General features: G+C 60.5%; 22 protein-coding genes. 11 read left to right on the top strand and 11 right to left on the bottom strand.

What is annotated here, in order from left to right; all coding sequences use genetic code 11:
• Positions 1-31: 31 nt before the first annotated feature.
• The 3 genes from WBN73_RS20915 to WBN73_RS20905 are packed head-to-tail and all read right to left on the bottom strand — an operon-like array spanning position 32 to position 2,025.
• Positions 32-514, bottom strand: a complete 483-nt coding sequence (locus WBN73_RS20915; protein WP_337341220.1) for a hypothetical protein — start codon at positions 512-514, stop codon at positions 32-34.
• Positions 515-1,594 carry a M23 family metallopeptidase gene (locus WBN73_RS20910; protein ID WP_337341219.1) on the bottom strand — a complete coding sequence of 360 codons (1,080 nt, stop codon included), beginning with the start codon at positions 1,592-1,594 and terminating at the stop codon, positions 515-517. It lies immediately after the preceding gene.
• Positions 1,591-2,025, bottom strand: coding sequence for a hypothetical protein (locus WBN73_RS20905; RefSeq protein WP_337341218.1), 435 nt, complete (start codon positions 2,023-2,025; stop codon positions 1,591-1,593). The genes WBN73_RS20910 and WBN73_RS20905 overlap by 4 nt, the downstream gene beginning before the upstream one ends.
• 220 nt (positions 2,026-2,245) lie before the next feature.
• Here WBN73_RS20905 and WBN73_RS20900 point away from each other — a divergent pair, with 220 nt between their 5' ends.
• The 10 genes from WBN73_RS20900 (at position 2,246) to WBN73_RS20855 (ending at position 13,350) form a co-directional block, all read left to right on the top strand.
• Positions 2,246-2,599, top strand: coding sequence for a helix-turn-helix transcriptional regulator (locus WBN73_RS20900; RefSeq protein ID WP_337341217.1), 354 nt, complete (start codon positions 2,246-2,248; stop codon positions 2,597-2,599).
• Between the two features lie 88 nt (positions 2,600-2,687).
• A complete protein-coding gene (locus tag WBN73_RS20895) occupies positions 2,688-2,915 on the top strand; it encodes a hypothetical protein (protein WP_337341216.1) in 228 nt (75 codons plus the stop codon).
• 307 nt (positions 2,916-3,222) lie between these two features.
• Entirely contained in the window at positions 3,223-4,911 is a 1,689-nt protein-coding gene (locus WBN73_RS20890; RefSeq protein WP_337341215.1) for a hypothetical protein, read from the top strand.
• 485 nt (positions 4,912-5,396) lie between these two features.
• On the top strand, positions 5,397-5,573 hold the full coding sequence (locus WBN73_RS20885; protein ID WP_337341214.1) for a hypothetical protein: 177 nt from the start codon (positions 5,397-5,399) through the stop codon (positions 5,571-5,573).
• Positions 5,574-5,669: 96 nt separating this feature from the next.
• Entirely contained in the window at positions 5,670-6,053 is a 384-nt protein-coding gene (locus tag WBN73_RS20880) for a hypothetical protein (protein ID WP_337341213.1), read from the top strand.
• Between the two features lie 174 nt (positions 6,054-6,227).
• Entirely contained in the window at positions 6,228-6,872 is a 645-nt protein-coding gene (locus WBN73_RS20875; RefSeq protein WP_337341212.1) for an AAA family ATPase, read from the top strand.
• Positions 6,863-7,162: a hypothetical protein gene (locus WBN73_RS20870; RefSeq protein WP_337341211.1), complete on the top strand. Its 300-nt coding sequence runs from the start codon at positions 6,863-6,865 to the stop codon at positions 7,160-7,162. Before WBN73_RS20875 ends, WBN73_RS20870 begins: the two co-directional genes overlap by 10 nt.
• 220 nt (positions 7,163-7,382) lie before the next feature.
• Complete coding sequence (locus WBN73_RS20865) at positions 7,383-7,766, top strand: hypothetical protein (protein ID WP_337341210.1); 384 nt, start codon at positions 7,383-7,385, stop codon at positions 7,764-7,766.
• 182 nt (positions 7,767-7,948) lie between these two features.
• Positions 7,949-8,296 carry a TnpV protein gene (locus WBN73_RS20860; protein WP_337341209.1) on the top strand — a complete coding sequence of 116 codons (348 nt, stop codon included), beginning with the start codon at positions 7,949-7,951 and terminating at the stop codon, positions 8,294-8,296.
• A gap of 38 nt (positions 8,297-8,334) precedes the next feature.
• Entirely contained in the window at positions 8,335-13,350 is a 5,016-nt protein-coding gene (locus WBN73_RS20855) for a helicase-related protein (protein ID WP_337341208.1), read from the top strand.
• Positions 13,351-13,452: 102 nt separating this feature from the next.
• Here the strand turns inward: WBN73_RS20855 and WBN73_RS20850 are convergent, their stop codons facing one another.
• The 6 genes from WBN73_RS20850 to WBN73_RS20825 form a co-directional block, all read right to left on the bottom strand.
• On the bottom strand, positions 13,453-14,520 hold the full coding sequence (locus WBN73_RS20850; RefSeq protein WP_337341207.1) for a hypothetical protein: 1,068 nt from the start codon (positions 14,518-14,520) through the stop codon (positions 13,453-13,455).
• A gap of 250 nt (positions 14,521-14,770) precedes the next feature.
• A complete protein-coding gene (locus WBN73_RS20845) occupies positions 14,771-15,655 on the bottom strand; it encodes a hypothetical protein (protein WP_337341206.1) in 885 nt (294 codons plus the stop codon).
• A 26-nt stretch (positions 15,656-15,681) separates the two neighbouring features.
• Positions 15,682-15,825, bottom strand: a complete 144-nt coding sequence (locus WBN73_RS20840) for a hypothetical protein (RefSeq protein WP_337341205.1) — start codon at positions 15,823-15,825, stop codon at positions 15,682-15,684.
• A 9-nt stretch (positions 15,826-15,834) separates the two neighbouring features.
• Positions 15,835-16,236: a hypothetical protein gene (locus WBN73_RS20835; protein WP_337341204.1), complete on the bottom strand. Its 402-nt coding sequence runs from the start codon at positions 16,234-16,236 to the stop codon at positions 15,835-15,837.
• Positions 16,236-16,541: a hypothetical protein gene (locus WBN73_RS20830; protein ID WP_337341203.1), complete on the bottom strand. Its 306-nt coding sequence runs from the start codon at positions 16,539-16,541 to the stop codon at positions 16,236-16,238. Before WBN73_RS20830 ends, WBN73_RS20835 begins: the two co-directional genes overlap by 1 nt.
• A complete protein-coding gene (locus WBN73_RS20825; protein WP_337341202.1) occupies positions 16,522-16,854 on the bottom strand; it encodes a hypothetical protein in 333 nt (110 codons plus the stop codon). The genes WBN73_RS20830 and WBN73_RS20825 overlap by 20 nt, the downstream gene beginning before the upstream one ends.
• A gap of 165 nt (positions 16,855-17,019) precedes the next feature.
• On the opposite strand from WBN73_RS20825, the gene WBN73_RS20820 reads away from it, so the two are divergent.
• The gene (locus WBN73_RS20820; protein ID WP_337341201.1) at positions 17,020-17,856 is read left to right on the top strand and encodes a hypothetical protein; all 837 of its coding nucleotides are present in this window, start codon (positions 17,020-17,022) and stop codon (positions 17,854-17,856) included.
• Positions 17,857-17,861: 5 nt separating this feature from the next.
• Here WBN73_RS20820 and WBN73_RS20815 read toward each other — a convergent pair whose 3' ends face one another.
• Positions 17,862-18,872 (bottom strand): ATP-dependent DNA ligase, encoded by a 1,011-nt coding sequence (locus tag WBN73_RS20815; protein ID WP_337341200.1) that lies wholly within the window; start codon positions 18,870-18,872, stop codon positions 17,862-17,864.
• A gap of 29 nt (positions 18,873-18,901) precedes the next feature.
• The gene (locus WBN73_RS20810) at positions 18,902-19,183 is read right to left on the bottom strand and encodes a hypothetical protein (RefSeq protein WP_337341199.1); all 282 of its coding nucleotides are present in this window, start codon (positions 19,181-19,183) and stop codon (positions 18,902-18,904) included.
• Positions 19,184-19,355 lie beyond the last annotated feature (172 nt).

Below are 19,355 nucleotides of genomic sequence, written 5' to 3'. Positions count from 1 at the left end.
TCTGCGGCCCTACGGTGGAGTGCCTGATGGATCAGGCGTCCTTGGGTGCGATTGAGGTGACCAGCCACGGCTCGTGCTGGTCCATCCGGTGGAGGAGCAGGACCCATGGGCCGCTGTTCGTGGCGAACTCCGCCGTGACCGTCATCGGGTTGCCTTGCTCCCGTGTCAGTACGGGCCCGGACTGGATCGTTTTGACGCGGATCCTTGCCGGGTCGATGTACTGGGCATCAACGGCATACTCCTTGGACAGGTGCGGGAAGATGTCGGTGTACCACTGGCGCTCCGGTACATCCGGGCGGGCGAACAATCCCATGACCTTCGTGGCCACAGCTTTGACGTCTTCTTCCGATTTAGCGTCCCAAGTGACCTCCGGGACGTTGTGGTAATGCTCATCGGCCCCGTGTTCGTCTGCCGAGGCGCTCGGAACAGGTTCCGTGTTCGAGGCCGGGGAACAACCGGAGACCGCCAGAGCGCACACGGCCAGCACGAGGCTGAGTTCTTTCCAATGGTTCATTTACAGCACTCCCTTTTCCTTGAGAATCGGACCGGGGTCGGTGGTGGCATTGATGGGGACCATGGGGTTTGGCAGGGCACCGGCGAAGAACTCCATGTGCAGGTGGCGGCCGGTGACGTTGCCCGTTGCGCCTTCGGTGCCCAGCGGGGTCCCAGCGGAGACGACGTCGCCTTCCTTGACCTTCACCGAGCCGGCTTCCATGTGGTACATGCCGATGGTCAGTTTCCCGTCCATCGTCTGACCGGTAACGCCGGTCCCGAACAGGCCGTCGAGGTTGCGGACCTTGACGATCTTCATGTCAGTGACAGCAACGATCGTTCCCGGTCCGCCCGGGTGAACGAAGTCGATCCCGTAATGGAAGTTCGCCAGCACTCCCCCGGCAGTTCCGGGAGGTGCCGGGCGGGGGCCGTAGCCGCTGGACATCGTTGCGCCTTCCATCGGCGCGACCCATTTGCCGGCCAGCGGGCCGATGACAGACCCACCAGGTGCTGGGCACGCCCCGGAGGCGTCAATGCCAGCGGCGGCGTCCCCACCCAGGGCCTTCACAATCTCAGCAGCGGCACCCCGGAACTGCGTGTAGTGGTTCGGGTTGTCATTGCGCTGCACCCGGTGAATGGCGATGCTCGGTTCGAGGGTTTCCCAGCCCTCCACTTTCTGAAGGGCCTTGAAGAAGTTCGTGGCCGAGATCGTGGGGTCCATGCGGTCGGTGTAAGAGCCCCATGCTCCGTTGTCCCGCTGCTGGAACAGGCCGCGCGAATCGGGGCCTGCACCGTCGCCGTAATCGATGACCTTCAGCGTTGACTCTCCGATGGCTGCCTGCACGCCCAAGAGCTGAGCCGCAGACGGAAGACCAAGAGCCTTCGCTGCTTTCATGATCGCCGCTGCGTTCTCCAACTGCACTCCCGAGAAAGCACCCACGGACCCAGGCACCTTGGCCCCACCCACGGACGCGGCAGGTGCCTTACAGTCCGAAGCGCTGGCAGGAGAACCACCGAGGAACACGGGGATCCCCAGAAGTACGAAGATCGGCAGGACGAATACCGTGATTGCGGCGATGACGCCGACTGAGCTCTTGTTCACGCGGTCACCACTTTGGTCTTGCGGACCCACGAGTCGGACATCCACAACGAGCCAGCCGCTTCTACGGTCAGGACCACCTCAGGATGCCGGATGCGGAAAACCTCACCCGGGCGGCCGTTCGCGAAGACCCCCGCGGCCGGGTGGCATGTCAGCAGGCCAGCGCTCACCAGCTCATCAACAGTGCCGACAAGGGACTCCCCCAGTCCGGTACGCCGGGCCAACTCGTCCACGTAGGTGACACAAGCGGCCCGACCTTCCACGAACTCCCGTTCGTCCATCATGTCCAGCAGCTCGGACAGGACGCGTCTCTGGCTGGCCGAGACGTCCAGATCAGCGATCCAGGAACGGAACACTTCACGTTCCTGGTCAGCGCGTTCCCTCAGCGCTCCGTGCATCAACCACTCAGTGCCGAACGGCAGCAAAGTCTTCAAAACCTGTCCCTCCCCACTGGGCATCATTTCCACAGTTACCAGACCCGGGTGACAAAAATAGAACACCCGTCTAGATAATCCAGACGTTGGACTAGCACGTATTGTCCACGGAATCCCGCGAAAGTGCTTGTCACACGAACCCCCTGTGGAGTAGATCACTCCCGTTTCAGTAAGAGCTTTTGCCCTTACATCGTCATATCACATTATATGGCATATCATCGTGAGTGCACAGTTAGTAGACAATAGAGAGGTGCCGAAATATGTCCCACTCGCGATTCCAGGCCCCACGGAGGAGTCCTTGAACATGCTCGGAGTCAATGCACTCCGAACATCGATCCTCAGATACCTCGCTCAACACCCAGAGGGAGCCACTTCCGGCGTGATTGGACGCGATCTTGACGTCGACTACCGGACCGTCTGGAGATACCTCAAGGAAATAGAGACGCAGGGCGGCGTGACCTCAGAACAGGCAGAAGGAAAAGGGCAATCAGACCGCTGGCGCGTCTACAAACTCAACATCGACGCGCGAGAAGAAGCCATCCAGACGTACTTGGAGTTTCTGCGGGGACGCTGACCCAGCCATGTCGCATTTAACGGCACAAGATGATGCTTTTGGCGTGTCGCTCACCAATTCCGTCTACGTACATCACTAGGTTGGGACCATGGCTGATCGACTTCCTTGGGGTACCCGGAAAGAACCAGTCCGTCTTGGATGGGCAATTGAAGGGGCGCGCAAAAAACGCCTCGATGCCTTGGCGCAGCGGGCTGGCGTGTCCAGCGCGGTGTTCCTGGAGGCAATGATCGACCACGTAGACGCGGAAGTAACCACCGAAGGGCTGCCTTCATGGTGGCCACGTGAAAAGGGAGTTCTGCCGATCACCGCAGCTTAAAAACTGAAGGCCCGCATATGCGGGCCTTCAACAAGTATGGCGTTCAGATCCGAATCTTGGCGGACAACGATCTGAACTTATTCAAAGCTTCCTCTTACGAGGTAGCTCCCTTTTTCGTACCTTCGAGAACGAAAGGTTATTGCTGTCTATGGTACCGGAACCGGTTACCGCGTCAACGCATGCCTTCGCGAGTGTCGGAACACACGCGACGCCGCAACAAGCGTGGACTCTTGCCTCACTGATCGCGGGTGAGCCTTCCTACAGGCTGGGCCGCTGGATCGGACAGAAGTTCCAATACCCGCGTCCGATGAGTGCTCCCAAGATCACGCGGACGCTGCCGGACCGCCCAGCAGCCGTAACGCTTCACGGACCGGACGGCCGAGTAGCCACTATCTGCCTGGACCTCGATACCTCGAAGGCCCTCAAACACGTCGTTGACGCAGACGCAGCACAGCTGGCGAACCTGCTCAGGAAAGCCGACGTGGCATTCGTAGAGGACTTCTCCCCCAGCGGCGGCCGGCATCTCTACATTCCACTGAGGGATCGCATGGACGCGGCAGAAGCCCGCGAACTCGTCGAAGCCCTCTCCCTGATGGCCACGAGCCTTGACCCGAGCCCTCACCAGAACATCACTGACGGCTGCATCCGTGTCCCAGGATCCGTGCACAAGTTTGGTGGCCACCAAACTCTCATCACTCCCCTGCCCCAGGCCTACGACGTCCTGCACCGCAGAAACTCCACGGCTGCAATCCATTCCCTCAAAGCCGCCCTGGCGCCTGAACTCGCACGGAACCGTGCGCGCAAAGCTCGTGAGTCCAAGATGGCCACCGCACAGCGCTCTGCAGCTGCACTGCCTCTCACCGCAGCTGCAAGCAGCGAGGCACCGCTACGCAGGGTAGCCCGCACAGGACTCTACGACACTGCGCGCTACGCAAGCCCCTCAGAAGCCCGCATGGCCGTCCTGAACCACTTCGCCGTCTGCGGATGGACCCGTGAACAGGTCCAGAACGAACTGATCGGCCAGTTCCCCGGCCTCGCCGCCCTCTATGGGACAGCCAGCAAGCAGGAACGCCTCCTCCCCGCCGAGTGGGCGAAAGCCCAGGCCTTTACAGCCAATCGGGCAGTGCCAAAAGGCAGTCCCCTGAAAGTAGGGGAAAAGATTGCACTTATTAACAACACAAGCCCTACAAAACCCACAGGGGGGGCACCCGAACCCAGCTCCGCAGCAATCCACCAGCTCGTGAACGATCTGGAAAACATCGCCTACGCTGTCCTTGACCATCGTCTCCAAACGCGCGGCCGCGAAAGCCTCGGCCTAAGACTCTTGATGCGTGGACTGCTCGGATACATGCGCACCAAGCAAACAGACGTCCTGGACGTCGGTTGCCGCACCCTCGCAGTTGCCATGGGAAAACACCACGTCACCATTGCCCGACTCTTGCCGATCCTGGCAAGAGTCTCCGATGGAATCCTTACCAAAGTCGCTGACGCACGGCACAAGGCAGCAGACGTCTATGTCATCCAACTACCTGAGCAGTACCAGCAGCTGGCCCGGGAACTGACTTGGCGCAGAGGACAAGTCCATGCCGTCCGGCCAGTATTCAGGGCCCTTGGCGACGCAGCCGCGCTCATCTACGAAGCAATCGAACGAGGCCGGCACTCCCCCACTACCGCCGACCTCGTGCGGACGACAGGGATCAGCCGCAACGCGGTCACTAAAGCACTTGCTGACATGGAAGCCCTGGGCATGATCAAACGCCACGGCCGCCACTGGAAGATCACTACAGCAAACCTGACCAACTTGGCCGCACGACTCGGCGTCCTGGACGACTACCAAGCCCACATCAGCCGAAACCGGCGCGAACGCGCCGCTTGGCACGCTTACCTCGACCGGTTCCAGGATCAGCAAATGAACGAAACGGACCTGTACGACGCCGAACGCGACGACTACTGGCTGCCACCGGACGACGAACCCGCCTTGTGGCTCGCAGCCTAAAGACACAACTCTTGGGACAGCAGTGACCATGCGAACTGTTGAATACCTACAGTCGAGGATCCGCCAGCACCAGGTTGCCGTGGCAGCTGAAAACCCCTAGAACACGCGGAATCCGTCAATCTTCCCGTAAACCCGGCTGTATAGGACTCCTACAACCGGGCAAGTTCCCCATGGTCCAAGCCGTGGTGATGCCGTCTCCCTTGCCGTCCGGGGCTGCCTTTTTTCAGCCGGGACAACACACATCTACCGTGCGGGGCCGGGCCCGCTGGTATAGGAACCATGAGCGTGTGGCCGGGTTCTAAGGCGCTCAGGGGGCTGCCAGCGAGCTACTGGCGGGGATTGCCACTGCTGGCAACGGCGATTATCACCAGCACAAACTCAACCAAGTTCGATCTATTCCTAGGGGGGCTTGCAAAAAGGCTCCTAGGGGGGGTAGGATACAAGTGTCAAGAAGCCCACTCCCCCATCCGCTCACAGGAGAAATCATGCACAACCCCTACCTTGCCGAGGCCATTGCAGTGCTTACCGAAGCCTCCCGGGACCTCCCCCAGGACGCCGCTGAGGCCGCAGCAATCAAGGTCAACATGGCACAGACCTACGCGATTCTGTCGCTGGCGCAGGAAGTTTCTTCCGCAACAGCAGCCAAAGCCGCAATCCAATAGCACGAATCTTCCTAGCCCCCCTTCGAGAGAATCGCGAAGGGGGGCTAGTCTAGGGGCCGGGTCCCCCGTTGACCCACGGAGCAGTGAGAGGAAGAAATGACCATAAAGCGAGAGCTGGAAGCCGTCGCCCACAAAGAGGGCAAGTGGTGGGAAATTCACATCCACGAGCTTGATCGGGTGACCCAAGCCAGCCGGTCGAAGGATATCCAGGACATGGCCACCGACCTCGCGGCCATTGTCCTCAACCTCGACCCCGATGAGGTCAAGGTAAACGTCATCCTACGGCCACCCGGAGAGGTCATGACCCGCTGGACACAGGCCCGCGAAGATGCCGAGAAGGCACAGGAACTCTCTACGAAAGCTGCGTCCGAATCGCGCGCTGTCGTCGCGGAACTCAGCCAGCAATTCACCATCACAGAAGTAGCCCGCATGCTGGGCATCTCCACGCAGCGAGTCTCCCAACTCAAGGCCAAGAACTAAATGGAGGAATAGCCGACACCGCAACGCCGGCCATTCCCTAGTATCACGACGATACTGTTTTGATGCTAGTATCAAAACAGTTCCGAAATTATACTGATGCAGTATCACCGCGCGACTAAAACCAGATCGCTCTGATATCAGGGCAGTAGCATTCAATCTCTTGGAGAGGAAGACATGCCAGTAATCCTTGTCGCTTGCCAGAAGGGCGGGACGGGCAAAACGACGACAACAGTCAACGTCGCCGCCGAACTTTCCCGATTGGGCCATGATGTCCTGATCGTTGACTGCGATAAAAGCACCGAGTCATCCTCCACATGGGCGCAGGACCGCGCCCAGGACGACTCACTCCCCCGCGTCCACGCCATTCAGAAGACCGGTAATGTTCGCGAGGCCCTGAAGGACCTCGCTACCCGATACGACTATGTAATTGTCGATGCCCCCGGCCACGACAGTCAGGAAATGCGTACAGCCATGACGGTGGCAGACCTCATGGTCGTTCCTACCCGTCCGTCCCAATTCGATCTGGACACCCTTCCCGGTTTGGCCGGACTGATCGAAACCGCTCAGGACATGAATCCCAAACTCAGAGCATTCGTCCTCCTTACGCAGGTCCCCACGGATTCGAACGCCACGGAACAAGACGAGGCCAAGGACTACCTGCGGGACTACCCTCAACTACCCCTCATCGACGCAGCTCTGAAGACGAGGAAGGCCTATCGCGACAGCATCCCGGCAGGCCGAGGCGTTATCGAGCTGGCAAACGCCAAAGCAAAAGCAGAAGTACAGGTACTGGTAAAGGAGATCCAAGGATGCCTATAAAGAAGCGCGACGCACAGGCGACGTCCCCCTCGACGCCCACTGTGGACGAAGACGTCATAGCTAAAAAGGCCGAAGAATTCGGCAAAGGTGGCTATACGCCGGAAGTGAAAGAAACTTCGCTGGACCCCAACGCGCCCGTCGGCCCGCAGGGAATCCTCTTCCGGTTCAACGACTACCAGAAGCAGCTGCTCAAAGAAGAAGCCGAAGCCGACAGGCGCAGCCAGCAAAAGCTCCTCGAATCCATCATCTGGCCTGAACTGGAACGTCGACGCGCAGCCCGCACCCAGTGACCGGTCAGTATCACAGCAGTATCAAAACAGTACGGTGCTGATAGCAGGGTAGTCGAAAGTCCCACATGAGGGATTGCGGCAATCAGGGGTAACTGTCCGTTCTCACGTTGGCCGAGCGGCTGCTCGGGCTCTAGTAGCCAGAGTGGTATCAGGGTGGTTTCACCGCAGTATCAAAGCAGGCGCAACGTGATAGCAGAGAACTTAGGGGGGAAGCATGGGAATGAGACAAAGCACAGAGCTTCGTGAAGCCTTTAATTCGTTTCCGGAGGCCGGGCCGTGGGTCGCGAAGCTGGCAAAGAAATCCGTCCGGCAAGGCAGCGAGCTGGTCATCATCTTCAGCGCACCTGACGTCTTTCGGCTCCATGTCATCACAGTGACCGGACGCCTACCACCGGAGGCAGACACTGATCTGATGGCCTTCCACAACATGACCAGGGTTGTGCTCGAAGAGACTCGCAAGCCACTCACGGACGATCATCAAATCGTTGCAGCAGCGGCACCGGCCGAAATCCTCGCGGTCCTGAACGAGATGAACTTCCGCAGGGCCCCGTTCTTGAGACGCAATCCCATTCCTCACTGGACGCTTGCTTTGAAGACCGATTAGGGACACAACCTGCCCACCGGGGGAGTGCCCCCTGTGTGACAGGAAAAGCGGATGAATCCCCGATAGCGTGACCTTCGAACCAGAAGAGGCACCAGGGGGAGAGTCCATGGCGGGACGTAAGAAACAAATCGATGGCCAGCTGAGCTTTGAAGCTCTGTGGGCGGCACCAGAGGAGGACCGCAATGAACAAGTACGGCAGGCAGGCTCAGGAAGCCTGGAAGACAGCCAGCCCAACCCAGTACAGCCAGATTCAGAACCCGGACGAGTTCTTCACGAATCTGGGGGAGCAGGCCCAGGAACAAGTGGACGAGCTGCAGATCAAGCTGGCCGGCCCGGACCCGAAAGGGGAGGGGTATCTGGAGAAGGTAGGCCGGTTGAACGCCGCACGGAATCAGGCCGAGGAGATCGTCCGGTACGAACTGCTTTCGCCCCCGGAGACGGAGGACGAGGAGGAGGAGTACGAGAACCCGAGCATCAAAGAGCACCTGGAGTTTATGGCCGAAGTGCAACACCTTCGGGAACAGCTCTAGACGGCTCCGACAGGTTTCGTCCTTCTTCTCAGGAGGACTTGGCGCCGTCCGGTGCGCGGAGTCGCATCAGGGCGAACCTTGAAGCCCTCGAGGTACTTCAGACGCTGCAGGCCGATAACCGTCCCGCCACGGACGCTGAAAAGGCTTCGCTTGCACGGTGGGGGAGTTGGGGAGCGCAAGGCGTCTTCCAAATCTTCGATGAGGCCCGGGAAGAATACGCCGGGGACCGCGAACACCTGCGGAGCCTCCTGACCGAGGCCCAGTACGACGCAGCGCGCCGCACCACCATTAACGCCCACTACACTGACGCTGCCTACGTGAAGGCTATGTGGGCCGCGGTGCAGGAACTTGGGTTCGACGGCGGCACCGTGCTTGAACCGGGATCCGGTGTCGGAACGTTCATCGGTTTCGCACCCGAGTCCGCTGAGATGACCGGCGTCGAGTTGGACCCGACCACCGCTGCCATCTCCCAAGCCCTCTACCCAGACGCCGTGGTCCGGGCGGAGTCATTCGCGGACACCAAACTCCCCACCGGTCACTTTGACTTGGCCATCGGCAACGTGCCCTTCGCCAACGTGACCTTGCACGATCCTCGCCACAACGCCGGCGGTCACTCGATCCACAACCACTTCATCCTCAAGTCCCTGGAACTGACCCGCCCGGGCGGCATGGTGGCCGTACTGACGTCCAGCTTCACTCTGGACGGCACGAACCCGGCAGCACGCAGGGAAATGAACCAGCTGGCCGACCTCGTAGGTGCAGTGCGCCTGCCCACCGGATCGCACCGCAAAGCAGCCGGAACCGACGCCATGACCGACCTGCTGATCTTCCGCCGCAGGGAACCCGGTCAGGAACCGGCCTCGACCCTCTGGGAGACCGTGAGCGCCCGCAGGATAGACGGGACCATCACCCGCTTGAACTCCTACTTCGATGAGCACCCCGAGCGTCTGCTGGGCGAGCTGCACGTGGCCCACGGCATGTACGGGGCCGAAACCCTGCAACTGACCACCGATGACCTCGCCGCCGTCCCGGACCGCCTGGAAGCAGTGCTGGCCGACGTCGTGGCCGAAGCAAAGACCGCAGGGCTGGTCATCACGGCACGCACCGAAGAACAGGAACGCCAGCGTGCCGCCTATGTCCCGGCAGCAGCCAAGGAATGGGAAGGCCACATCAGCGCCACCGACAACGGCTTCACCGTTGTCGAAAACGGCTCACACACCGAACTCGCTGTCCCGAAAACCCAAGCCGCCGAACTACGAGCCCTGCTGGGTCTCAGGGATGCCGGACGAAAGCTCCTCACCGCAGAAGCCGACAGCCGAGACGACACCGCCGACATTGACTCACTGCGCGAGGAGCTAAAGGCCGCGTACAGCCAGTACGTGGGCACCTACGGGCCGATCAACCGCTTCACCCTCCGGGCCACCGGACGCGTCGATGAAGAAACGCAGGAGCCCATCCAGGCCCGCAGCACGCCCAGGGCCGTGTCCATCCTTGGCCGTGACCCGTTCGGGCCTTTGGTCAAGGCACTGGAGAACTTCGACGAAGCCACCCAGACGGCTACCCCGGCTGCCCTGCTGTCCAGCCGTCAAGTTCAGCCCCGCCGTCCCGTCCTTGGCGTGGACACTGCCGAAGAAGCCCTCACCGTCACCCTCGACACCGTAGGTGAGGTTGATCTGGACTACGCCGCGTCTTTGTTGGGCGTCAGCCGGGAGGAAGCTCGCGCGGCCATGGGGGAGAGCATCTACGAAGTTCCCGGACCGGACGAGACCTTCCAGACCCGGGCCGAATATCTTTCCGGGAACGTGCGCGAGAAGCTGGAAATCGCCCAAGCCGCGGCGCTTACTGACGAGAGGTTCAAGGCCAACGTTCACGCTCTCACCGAGGCCGTGCCGGAACCGTTGCGGATGGACGAAGTGGAAGCCCGCCTTGGGGCTGTGTGGATCGACGCAGGAACCCATCAGGAGTTCGTCCGCGAAATCCTTAATGATCCCTATGCCAGCGTCTCGAACGCGGCCGGGTCGATGTGGGACGTTAAGGCCAACCGTCACACCCTCGCGGCCACGAGCAACTGGGGCACCCAGCGGATGCCCGCATCCGACATCCTCAAGCAGGTTCTCGAACAACGGCCCGTGCGTGTCACTGACGAAGGCGACGACAAACGCCGGGTCCTGAATCCCGTCGAAACTGCCGCCGCTCAGGAGAAGGCGCAGCTGCTGCAGGAGCGGTTCAGTGAATGGGTGTGGGAGGAACCAGAACGGGCAAACCGGCTCATCGGGGAGTACAACCGCCGCTTCAACTCCATCGTGCTCCGGGACTACAGCACCGAGGGGGAGCGGTTGACCCTGCCGGGCATGGCCAAGGACTTCTCCCCGCGCCCGCACCAGCGTGCGGCCGTGGCACGGATGCTCTCTGAACCAGCTGTTGGCCTGTTCCACCAGGTCGGTGCCGGAAAGACCGCTGAGATGGTCATGGGCGTGATGGAGCTGCGCCGACTGGGTATGGTCAACAAGCCTGCCGTGATCGTGCCGAACCACATGCTGGAGCAGTTCGCCCGGGAATGGCTCCAGGTCTACCCGCAGGCGCGCATCCTCGCCGCCTCATCGGCTGACCTTGCCGGTGACAAACGCCGTCAGTTCGTTGCCCGGGCGGCCGCGAACCAGTGGGACGCCGTGATCATGACCCGCACCGCGTTTCAGCGTGTGAGCCTCAGCCCGGAAGCCGAAGCCGCCTACCTGAGCACCGAAGTAGCCCAAGCACGTGCCGAACTGGAAGCAGTGAAAGACACCAGCCGCGACAACGGGCAGAACAATTCAAGCCTTATCAAGCGGCTGGAAAAGGCCGTCATGAGTCGGGAGGAGCGACTGAAAGCCAAACTCGACACTCCCGCCGACCCTGGGATCAGCTTCGAAGAGACCGGCATTGACTACCTCGTCGTGGACGAGCTGCACGACTACAAGAACTTGGAAACACCGTCCAACATCCCCGGTGCGGCCATTACAGGCTCCAACCGCGCATCCGATCTCCACATGAAGACCGAGTTCCTGCGTGAGCGTGAGGGACGGCGCGTGATCACCGGTGCCACGGCAACACCGATCGCGAACTCCGTCACGGAAATGTACGTGATGCAGCGCTACCTGCGCCCGGACCTGCTCCAAGCAGCCGGGATCAAGGACTTCAACACCTGGGCCGCGACCTTTGGTCAGGTTGTCGAAGAAATGGAACTCTCCGTCGCCGGCGGTGACCGGTTCAAACTCAAGAGCCGGTTCGCGAAGTTCCAAAACGTCCCCGAGCTGCTGAAGATGTTCCACACCTTCGCCGACGTCAAAACCGCCGAAGACCTCAAACTGCCGGTCCCGACCCTGGCCGCACGGGATGGTGACGGGCTCCGTCAACCGAACATGGTCGCCGTTGAACCCAGCCCTGAGCTGCGGGAGTACATTCAGGACGTCGGTAACCGTGTCGATGCCATCCAGGGCCGCCTTGTCGCCTCTGAGGAAGACAACATGCTCAAAGTATCCTCGGACGGCCGTAAAGCCGCCTTGGATATGAGGCTTGTGGATCCGGCGCTGTTCCAGCACGGACCCACCAAGATCAGCGCCACGGCCGACCTGCTGGCCAGCGTGTACGAGGAACACAAAGACCGCATCTACACCGACCCCTCCACAGGGGAACCGGACCCCGTGCCCGGCGCCTTGCAGCTGGTCTTCTGTGACTTTGGTACACCCTCGGAGAAGTGGAACGTTTACGGCGAACTCAAAGACCAGCTCCGCCGCAGGGGCGTGCCCGAACACATGGTCCGGTTCATCCACGAAGCCAAAAACGATAACGAGAAAGGCCGGCTGTTCGCAGCTGCCCGTTCCGGACAGATCGCGGTGCTCGTTGGGTCAACATCGAAAATGGGTGTCGGCACGAACATTCAAAAACGTGCCGTGCACCTGGTGGACATGGACGCCCCGTGGCGGCCGGCCGACGTCGAACAACGCCACGGCCGAATCCTGCGCCAAGGCAACCAGAATCCCGAGGTCCGCATCTCCCAGGTCGTCACCAAGGAATCCTTCGATTCCTTCATGTGGCAGGGACTGGAACGGAAATCCCGGTTCATCAACCAGATCATGCGCGGCCGCCTGGACGTCCGGGAAATTGAAGACATCGGGGACAACACCCTGAACTTCGCCCAAGCCAAAGCCATCACCAGCGGCAACCCGCTGGTCCTGGAGAAGGCGGTCGCGGACCAGGAACTGGCCCGCCTGTCCCGCCTGGACCGGGCGTACAACCGCAACCTGGTCGCGGTGAACCACACCAAACGCGGCGAACAAGCTGCAGCTGACGCAGCCGTACAGGACCTGCCACTGATTCAGGCCGCTGTAGCCCGGACCGTGGACACCACCGCGGATGCCTTCAAAGCCCGCATCGACGGCAGAATCCTGGACAGCAGGAATGATGCCGCCGAAGCCCTCCGGGCATGGGCCGGACGGCAAGGACACCGGCTCATGAACCTCTATGGGTACGACGAACTCGGCACCATCGCCACTCTCGGTGGTCACGAACTCCGGGCCAAGCTCGTGCCCGGACGGGAACTGGATCACGCCACCGTTGAAGTCCGCGTCGAAGGCGTACCCAGGGCGACAACGCAGATATCCCGCAAGGGCTTGCTCGCAGCTGACGTTGGGACGATCAGGCAACTCGAAAACAGGGTCTCATCCTTGCCACGGCTGGCCGCCGACGTCGAGACACGACGGCAGGAAGCACTCGCTCGCGTCGAGCAGGCCGAGAAAGCAATGGCTGAACCCTTCAAACACGCTGATGCGCTCAAAGCCGCGCAGGCGAATTCGGCACGTATCGACCACCTCATGGCCGCCGCAGCAAAACCGGAGGAACCAGCACAGCCCGAACCGCAACCAGCGTCCGGGCTCGATCCGGAGCTACAGAAACTGCAGCAGCTCCAGCGAACGTCCTTCCCGACCCGCCCGGTAGCGTCCCCGGCCACCGCCACGGAGACTGACCAGCGCACACCGGACCTACGCACACAACGACAAACCGAATACCGTCGCTAGAACGCAAAGAAAGCCCTGCACAGCAACAGCTGTGCAGGGCTTTGTATGTCACGGATAATCAGTCGGATGCGGCTACCGTCGACTACCTATCTAGGAGATTTTCTACCGATATGTAGCTGGGAGGGTATTCCGAATCTTGTCTCGCAAAGCTCCAGAACCTTCCGACGGCGCCCACTCTATGAGATGAATTCCCTGGTTGCCTAGGTCGCGGAGTCGCTCCAAGGCCAAAGGCGAGCCAATAGATTTCAGCGAAGGGGGAGCGGTGACGATTACAGCACCGGCTGCATCTTCCCGTGCCATGAGGGAAAGAAGTCGTTCGGCAGTCCTTTCGAACACGGGGCGAGCTTTGAGGGAGGACTTCACCTCTACAAGTAGTTTGTAGGAACCAAGTTCGACAGTGGCGTCTGCACCGAACTGAGTCGGGGCCTCCAAATGCTGTGGCCCGAATCTGTGCGCGAGAGCTTTCTGAACGGTTCGCTCGTACTCGTATGCCTCGAGCATTCGTACAGGTCTCGATCTTGAAACGGAGTCGTCCTTCGGCAATACAGCCAGTAGAGCTCGCCTGAGGGATTCCGCTTCTGCTGAGTCCATTTCTTGCTCATCCGGACTCGGGGTTCCGTTTTGCTCGGGAGGAACCGATGATTCCGTTAGATAGTGCTTGAAGATCCCGGCCACAGCAGCCTTCTGAAAATCAACCCTGGCAGATTTGGTGAGAGCCGTAATGAGGTCGTAGGCGAGCGAATGTGGCAGCCGGTCCGTGAGCTTCTTGGTCGTGGCCGTCTCGTTTTCATCTTCAGCGGAAGGGACGATCCGATCAGTCACCCACTCGAACTGTTCCCACCAAGCCTCATCTCCGGATTTTTCTTTGGTCTGTTTCAATTGACGGTTCAGAGACCAGGCCCCGATGACGGCGGCCAGGACAGCAAATAGTCCTGCCATCGCAGGACTCGTAACGAACCGATCGGCAAGCCGACCCCAGTCATAAGACGGCCACTTCCACAGCAAAAACAGAACGACAGCTTGAACGGTAATCGCAAGTAGGAACACAAAGACGTACGCCCACAAGGCTATACGTCCGATTTTCCGCCACACGGAGGCAGCAGGCTCCTCTGAGAAGGAGGAGGGTGACTCCTCTACTTCATTTTCAGCCTGTGCCATCTTTGTACTCATGACTTGAGTCTATTTGGACTCTAAGGACGACACCGGAGCACTTGCGGCAATGCCCAGCGGCTGGGTATGTGAACCTGCAAGACCGAATTGCTGAGTGGCTTGACCCGGACCTGACCGACAAATCCGACGTCCAACACCTGCTCGCCGCCCTGCCGGAACTAACTTTGACGCCCCGGGTTGTCAGCACCCGCGTCAACAGCGTCCGGAACAACGGACCCGAGCTGATCGAACCGGCTAGCAAAGGTCAGAGTCAGTGCTCCTCGGCCAGTCTGTTGGGTAGGTATAGGCCTGTGTGAACGGTGTGCAAGCCTGGACGGACAAAACTGGCGCCGGAGTGGGAGGGGTCTTTGGAACGAACACCGCGGATTGTCTTGGCTTTTCGGACGAGGTTACATGCGATGTGCAGAGCCATCGCTATGGCAGATTCGCTTGATGTCAGTTTTCCGCTGAGGATCTTTGATCGCCCGTCATCTTCGGCTTCAAACACGGTCAGGTACTGCCGGGCCCATCGACGTCCGTGGGTTGCAGCTGAACACATCTGCCACATGATGGCTGCGCCGAAGACCTCATAGTATTTGGACGTTTCCTGGATGATGACCAGAGGCCCCGGTGGTCGTCTTTTAATCTCGGATGCCTTCCAGCCGTGCCGAGATAAGCAGTTCTCGAAGACCTCAAGTCGCACCTCATCATGCCCAGCAGCCGGATCTGCCGTTGTGTTGGCCCGCTTCAGATCGTTGAGGTCGGCGTATTCAAGTCTGAGGGACCGCTCGGCTGTTTCGCTTGGGCTGTCCGGTTGCAGGATCCACAGGGCTGTGGCGGCATTTTCTATGGCGGCGCGGATCAGCGTGTAGGGGGCGAATGTGTGTTGTGCACCCGCCTGTTCCATCAGCATTGTCAGCGCATGAAGGTGGTCGACGGAAGTATGAAGGAGGTACCCGAGATGGTGTGACACCTGATACGGCTCGGTCATGGCATCTATTGCGGCAAGAAGGGAACCCGGCGCAGTAGGAACTGTATTGAGGCCTTCTTCCTGCCATCCAGATATCTCCTCGAAGTCCATCCGTAGGGACTGCCAGGCACGCTGGGATTCGGACTGAGATAGCTGGCGGGTGAACCCCGAGGTGGTTTCGCTCAACTTGGAGACTCTCCGATGTGTTGGTTCTACGCTGTACGGATTGCGATTGCTTTAGATCCTTCAGGAACCAAAGCCTCAGCGGCAGCTTTGGCTTTCTCGTAGGTCTCGCCCTCGGCGTCGACGTGGCTGAGTTCACCGTTGCCGGCCTCTACGGTTAGGGTCACTTTCACTCCCATATCCTAGGCCGCCTTATCCGTGAAGATCCCTTCCAGCCCCGAGAGCAGCAATGAGGCATCGCCGTTGCGACGCAGGTCCACGGGCCGTGATCCCTGCAGGGCAGGGGAGGGGACCATCATCCACAGCGCGAAATAGTTATGGGGAACCCTCAGCTCCATAGCCCGTTCGAACAGTGCCACCACCACCGGCTCCAAAGTCAGATCAGGCCGAAACTGGAAACCGGGGCAATATGTCGGCCCGTCCTGCATGAAGACTCTGACGATCTGTCGCATCACGGATTCGGGATCCTCGCGCATGACGGAAATTCTTTCGCGGACTTGTTCCAACGCAGGAAGCCCGAATTCATTCCGAATACGGTCCCACAGCTGCTCCGGAATGGGCGATTGGTAAAGATCGCGTGGCATTAGCTGATGGATTCCAGCAGCCACTTGGTGGAAGCCGGGTCAAGCCGCAGCAGAAACGTCCGCAGGGCCGAAGTCGATGAGAGCTTCACCTGAACCCTCCAAAACTCGATGTCCACGATGTTCCCTACGCCAACCGGCGCAGTCCGCCGCCGCTCCCACCACGAGTCACGTTCGAACCAATGCACCGGTTCTTCCGTAATGACCCAGAGCCGGCCCTCATGCCTCACGGCCAACGGCCGCCCTGTCGGACTGAACCGGACGTCAACATCAACGTTGAGGGTGCTTTCATTCGCTGTTGCTGTCACGGTTTACGCGCTCTCCTAGATTCCTGCCCATTGCTTCTCCACGACGGGTAACCGCCGAGGCCCACACCCACGTCCGGTACGTCAAAGGCCCGTCCTTCCACGTCACTTCCGCCGCCCGTTCCGTCCAAGCGAACACTTCGCCTTCCACCAGCTCTGCGCAGTTCGGGAACCGCAGCCACGCACGCACCGGGATCCCCGGATACCCGTTGCGCATAGGGAAGTTCTTGAAATCAAGCTCTTCCAACGTGAGCCCGAACGGCTGCGCACGCTTGGAATACCTCGCGTGTAGCGCCTTGGCTTGCTCCGGATTCACTACCACACCACTAGAATATATGTTCGAATCGACACGGAAAGAAAAAACGGCCGCTTGGCCGCTGGCACCAGTATGGGGGAGAGGTGCGACAAGATAGCTGTCGTCCCGGAGTGGGCAGCATTATCGGGACAGGCAGTTCGTTCGAATTACGAGAGGAACAGGCTAATGAACCGTGAACGGAACGACGAGGACGCAGCAAGGAAGATCGTTGAAAAGGTGCTGGGGATCCCGCTCGAACACGCCGACGTCAACGGCGGGGTCGACTACCTCTCCAACGATCACGACGTCGCCCTGGAAGTCACGAGAGTCACCGACGAAGCGAAGAAAGATGCCCGTCGCACCTTTGAGAAATCAGCGGCCGAAGGCTCTAAAGCTAGCCTGCACACTTGCTGGACAGTGACCGTCCACGAAACCCACTGGCCAGCAAAGAACTTTGAGCAGACAGTCCAACCACTGATTGCGGAACTGGAATCAGCCGGCCTGACGTCCTTCGACGAGCAGAAAGCGCGCGAGCACGTCCTAGACAATGAAGAATTTTCACACATCTACGGGCCGCTGCTGAAAGCTGGCGTCGGCGACGCTCGTCCCTTGGAGGAACGTCCGGACTGCCCAGAGCACGCACACCGCGTCCTACTTAGCACCTGGGGTGGCGGGCCGGTGCACGACAGCAACGGCTCACTCGTAGAACTCATCAAGGAACTCCAAAAACCGAACAGGAAAGACAACCTAAGAAAGCTGCGGGCTTCCGGCGCTAAGGAGCGCCACTTGTTCGTCTGGCTGGACGACGACACAGCTGGCAGCATCAGCCACCCGCTCAGCCACGGGGCGCAGTCCGGAGCGGACAAGGAATGGGGCACACCGGCGGGCATGCCGCCGCTGAACTCCGCCATTACCCACTTATGGATAATGCACGAACGCTCCGGACTTGGCTGGCGATGGGACGGCGAAAAATGGTGGACGCTTCACGAACCACAGGTCACACCGAACGCGACCTGTGATTAGACCTACTAGGTTTGGAGATGCGGTGGAAGCCCAACTTCAGCGGGGTCCAATTCAGGTCTGGCCCGAACGTAGCCAACACCGTGTCTGAAAGATTTGCCGGTCCACGCGACGTCGGCCGATATCTCAACCACCATCGGCTCCACCAGCGTCAGGCGCACAGGGCCTTTGTCTTTGCTGAATCTGTTCAGCGAGGTCTCGCTGATCTCTTCGGGCCACGGGTGCCCGGGCTGTGCCGGGCGGAGTTGGCGGCCCAGCTCACGCCCTACCCGCGTCGAAAGCACCGTGGAGCGGCCGACGATCCGCAGCCGCCCATCAACCGGCAAGCCGGCGATCATCGCCTGCGGCTGACTCAGCGGGCCAATGACGGCCGCGCATACAACATCCAGGGTGTCTTTGTGCTTCAACTTAAGCCACGCACGAGACGAGTCATAGGACTGTGATCCGCCCTTGAAAACCAAGCCTTCCACTCCTGTGGCGGGCAAGTCCCGTAGCCAGGTCTTCGCCAATTCCTTGTCCGTGGTGGCGGGGGAGAGGTTCAACGGCGCAGTCCATTCCCTTGCCAGTTCCTCGAGTAGCTGGCGGCGGCCGGTGAACGGCACTCCGCGAATGTCCTGCCCGGCCACGGCCAGCACGTCAAAGGCCGCGAACGCGGCCGGTAGCTCACGGGCCAGCGCAGGCAAAGCAGCCCGGGATGTGACCATGCGCCGCTGCAGCGCCTCAAAGTCCAGACGATCCCCGTTCCAAATCACGGCTTCGCCGTCAAGGACCACGCCGGGAGGCACCTGCATCAGCAGAGCCTCAGCCAGATCAGGCAGCACCTTCGTCAGCTCTTTGCCTTGACGGGAGTACAGCCTCACCTGATCAGTCTCAACAAGGGCTATCGCCCTGAAACCGTCCCACTTGGGTTCCATCCAAATCCCGCCCGGCAACGCACGCGGGCCGGGGAAAGCTTTGATCAGTTTGGCCAAGGCAACAGCAACCGGTGGTTGCAGAGCTGCTGGGATGGACTCGGCCACGGAACGTCCTCGTTCTAGTTGCGCCCGCCCTACTGCGACGGGTTGCTTTTCGGGCCCTGAGCCGTGGAGTTCGTGATCCGCCTGATGGTGGCGGCTATGGCCCGTACCGCATCGGGGTCATCACCCCAATAGCGCCCCGGGCGGCTACAGGCGCGGAATGATGTCACGTTGGCTTCGCCGGCAGTTTGCCGCAGTTCTGCCCACGCCGCCTCCAGGTCTGCCGGATTGACGAGCGGCTTAGGCTCGGCGGCAGCGGACGGCGGAGCCGTGACGGTATGTGTGGTTGCGGCCGGTGTCCGGCGCCTGCTCATGAAATTCCGTAGTCCCACAACTGAATCCTTCCTTCTCTCCCATCAACATAGCTTCCCTGCGGGTGGGTTTCCCATGGTCCAAGACGGGCGTTGCCGTCGCACCGTGGGAGCGGGGCCGGTTTCTTTTCAGCCTTGACGACACACAGGGGTGGCGCGGGGCCGGGGCATGGCG

Source organism: Paenarthrobacter sp. CCNWLY172, from assembly GCF_037402035.1.
Lineage (GTDB): Bacteria > Actinomycetota > Actinomycetes > Actinomycetales > Micrococcaceae > Arthrobacter.
Note: the sequence above shows the minus strand (reverse complement) of the source record. Positions and strands in the feature narration are given on the sequence as shown.

Bases quoted from the DNA above. Each gene is read 5' to 3' on its own strand.
- WBN73_RS20915 (WP_337341220.1), bottom strand. From the start codon at position 514: ATGAACCATTGGAAAGAACTCAGCCTCGTGCTGGCCGTGTGCGCTCTG.
- WBN73_RS20895 (WP_337341216.1), top strand. From the start codon at position 2,688: ATGGCTGATCGACTTCCTTGGGGTACCCGGAAAGAACCAGTCCGTCTT.
- WBN73_RS20890 (WP_337341215.1), top strand. From the start codon at position 3,223: ATGAGTGCTCCCAAGATCACGCGGACGCTGCCGGACCGCCCAGCAGCC.
- WBN73_RS20885 (WP_337341214.1), top strand. From the start codon at position 5,397: ATGCACAACCCCTACCTTGCCGAGGCCATTGCAGTGCTTACCGAAGCC.
- WBN73_RS20880 (WP_337341213.1), top strand. From the start codon at position 5,670: ATGACCATAAAGCGAGAGCTGGAAGCCGTCGCCCACAAAGAGGGCAAG.
- WBN73_RS20875 (WP_337341212.1), top strand. From the start codon at position 6,228: ATGCCAGTAATCCTTGTCGCTTGCCAGAAGGGCGGGACGGGCAAAACG.
- WBN73_RS20870 (WP_337341211.1), top strand. From the start codon at position 6,863: ATGCCTATAAAGAAGCGCGACGCACAGGCGACGTCCCCCTCGACGCCC.
- WBN73_RS20865 (WP_337341210.1), top strand. From the start codon at position 7,383: ATGAGACAAAGCACAGAGCTTCGTGAAGCCTTTAATTCGTTTCCGGAG.
- WBN73_RS20860 (WP_337341209.1), top strand. From the start codon at position 7,949: ATGAACAAGTACGGCAGGCAGGCTCAGGAAGCCTGGAAGACAGCCAGC.
- WBN73_RS20850 (WP_337341207.1), bottom strand. From the start codon at position 14,520: ATGAGTACAAAGATGGCACAGGCTGAAAATGAAGTAGAGGAGTCACCC.
- WBN73_RS20835 (WP_337341204.1), bottom strand. From the start codon at position 16,236: ATGCCACGCGATCTTTACCAATCGCCCATTCCGGAGCAGCTGTGGGAC.
- WBN73_RS20820 (WP_337341201.1), top strand. From the start codon at position 17,020: ATGAACCGTGAACGGAACGACGAGGACGCAGCAAGGAAGATCGTTGAA.
- WBN73_RS20810 (WP_337341199.1), bottom strand. From the start codon at position 19,183: ATGAGCAGGCGCCGGACACCGGCCGCAACCACACATACCGTCACGGCT.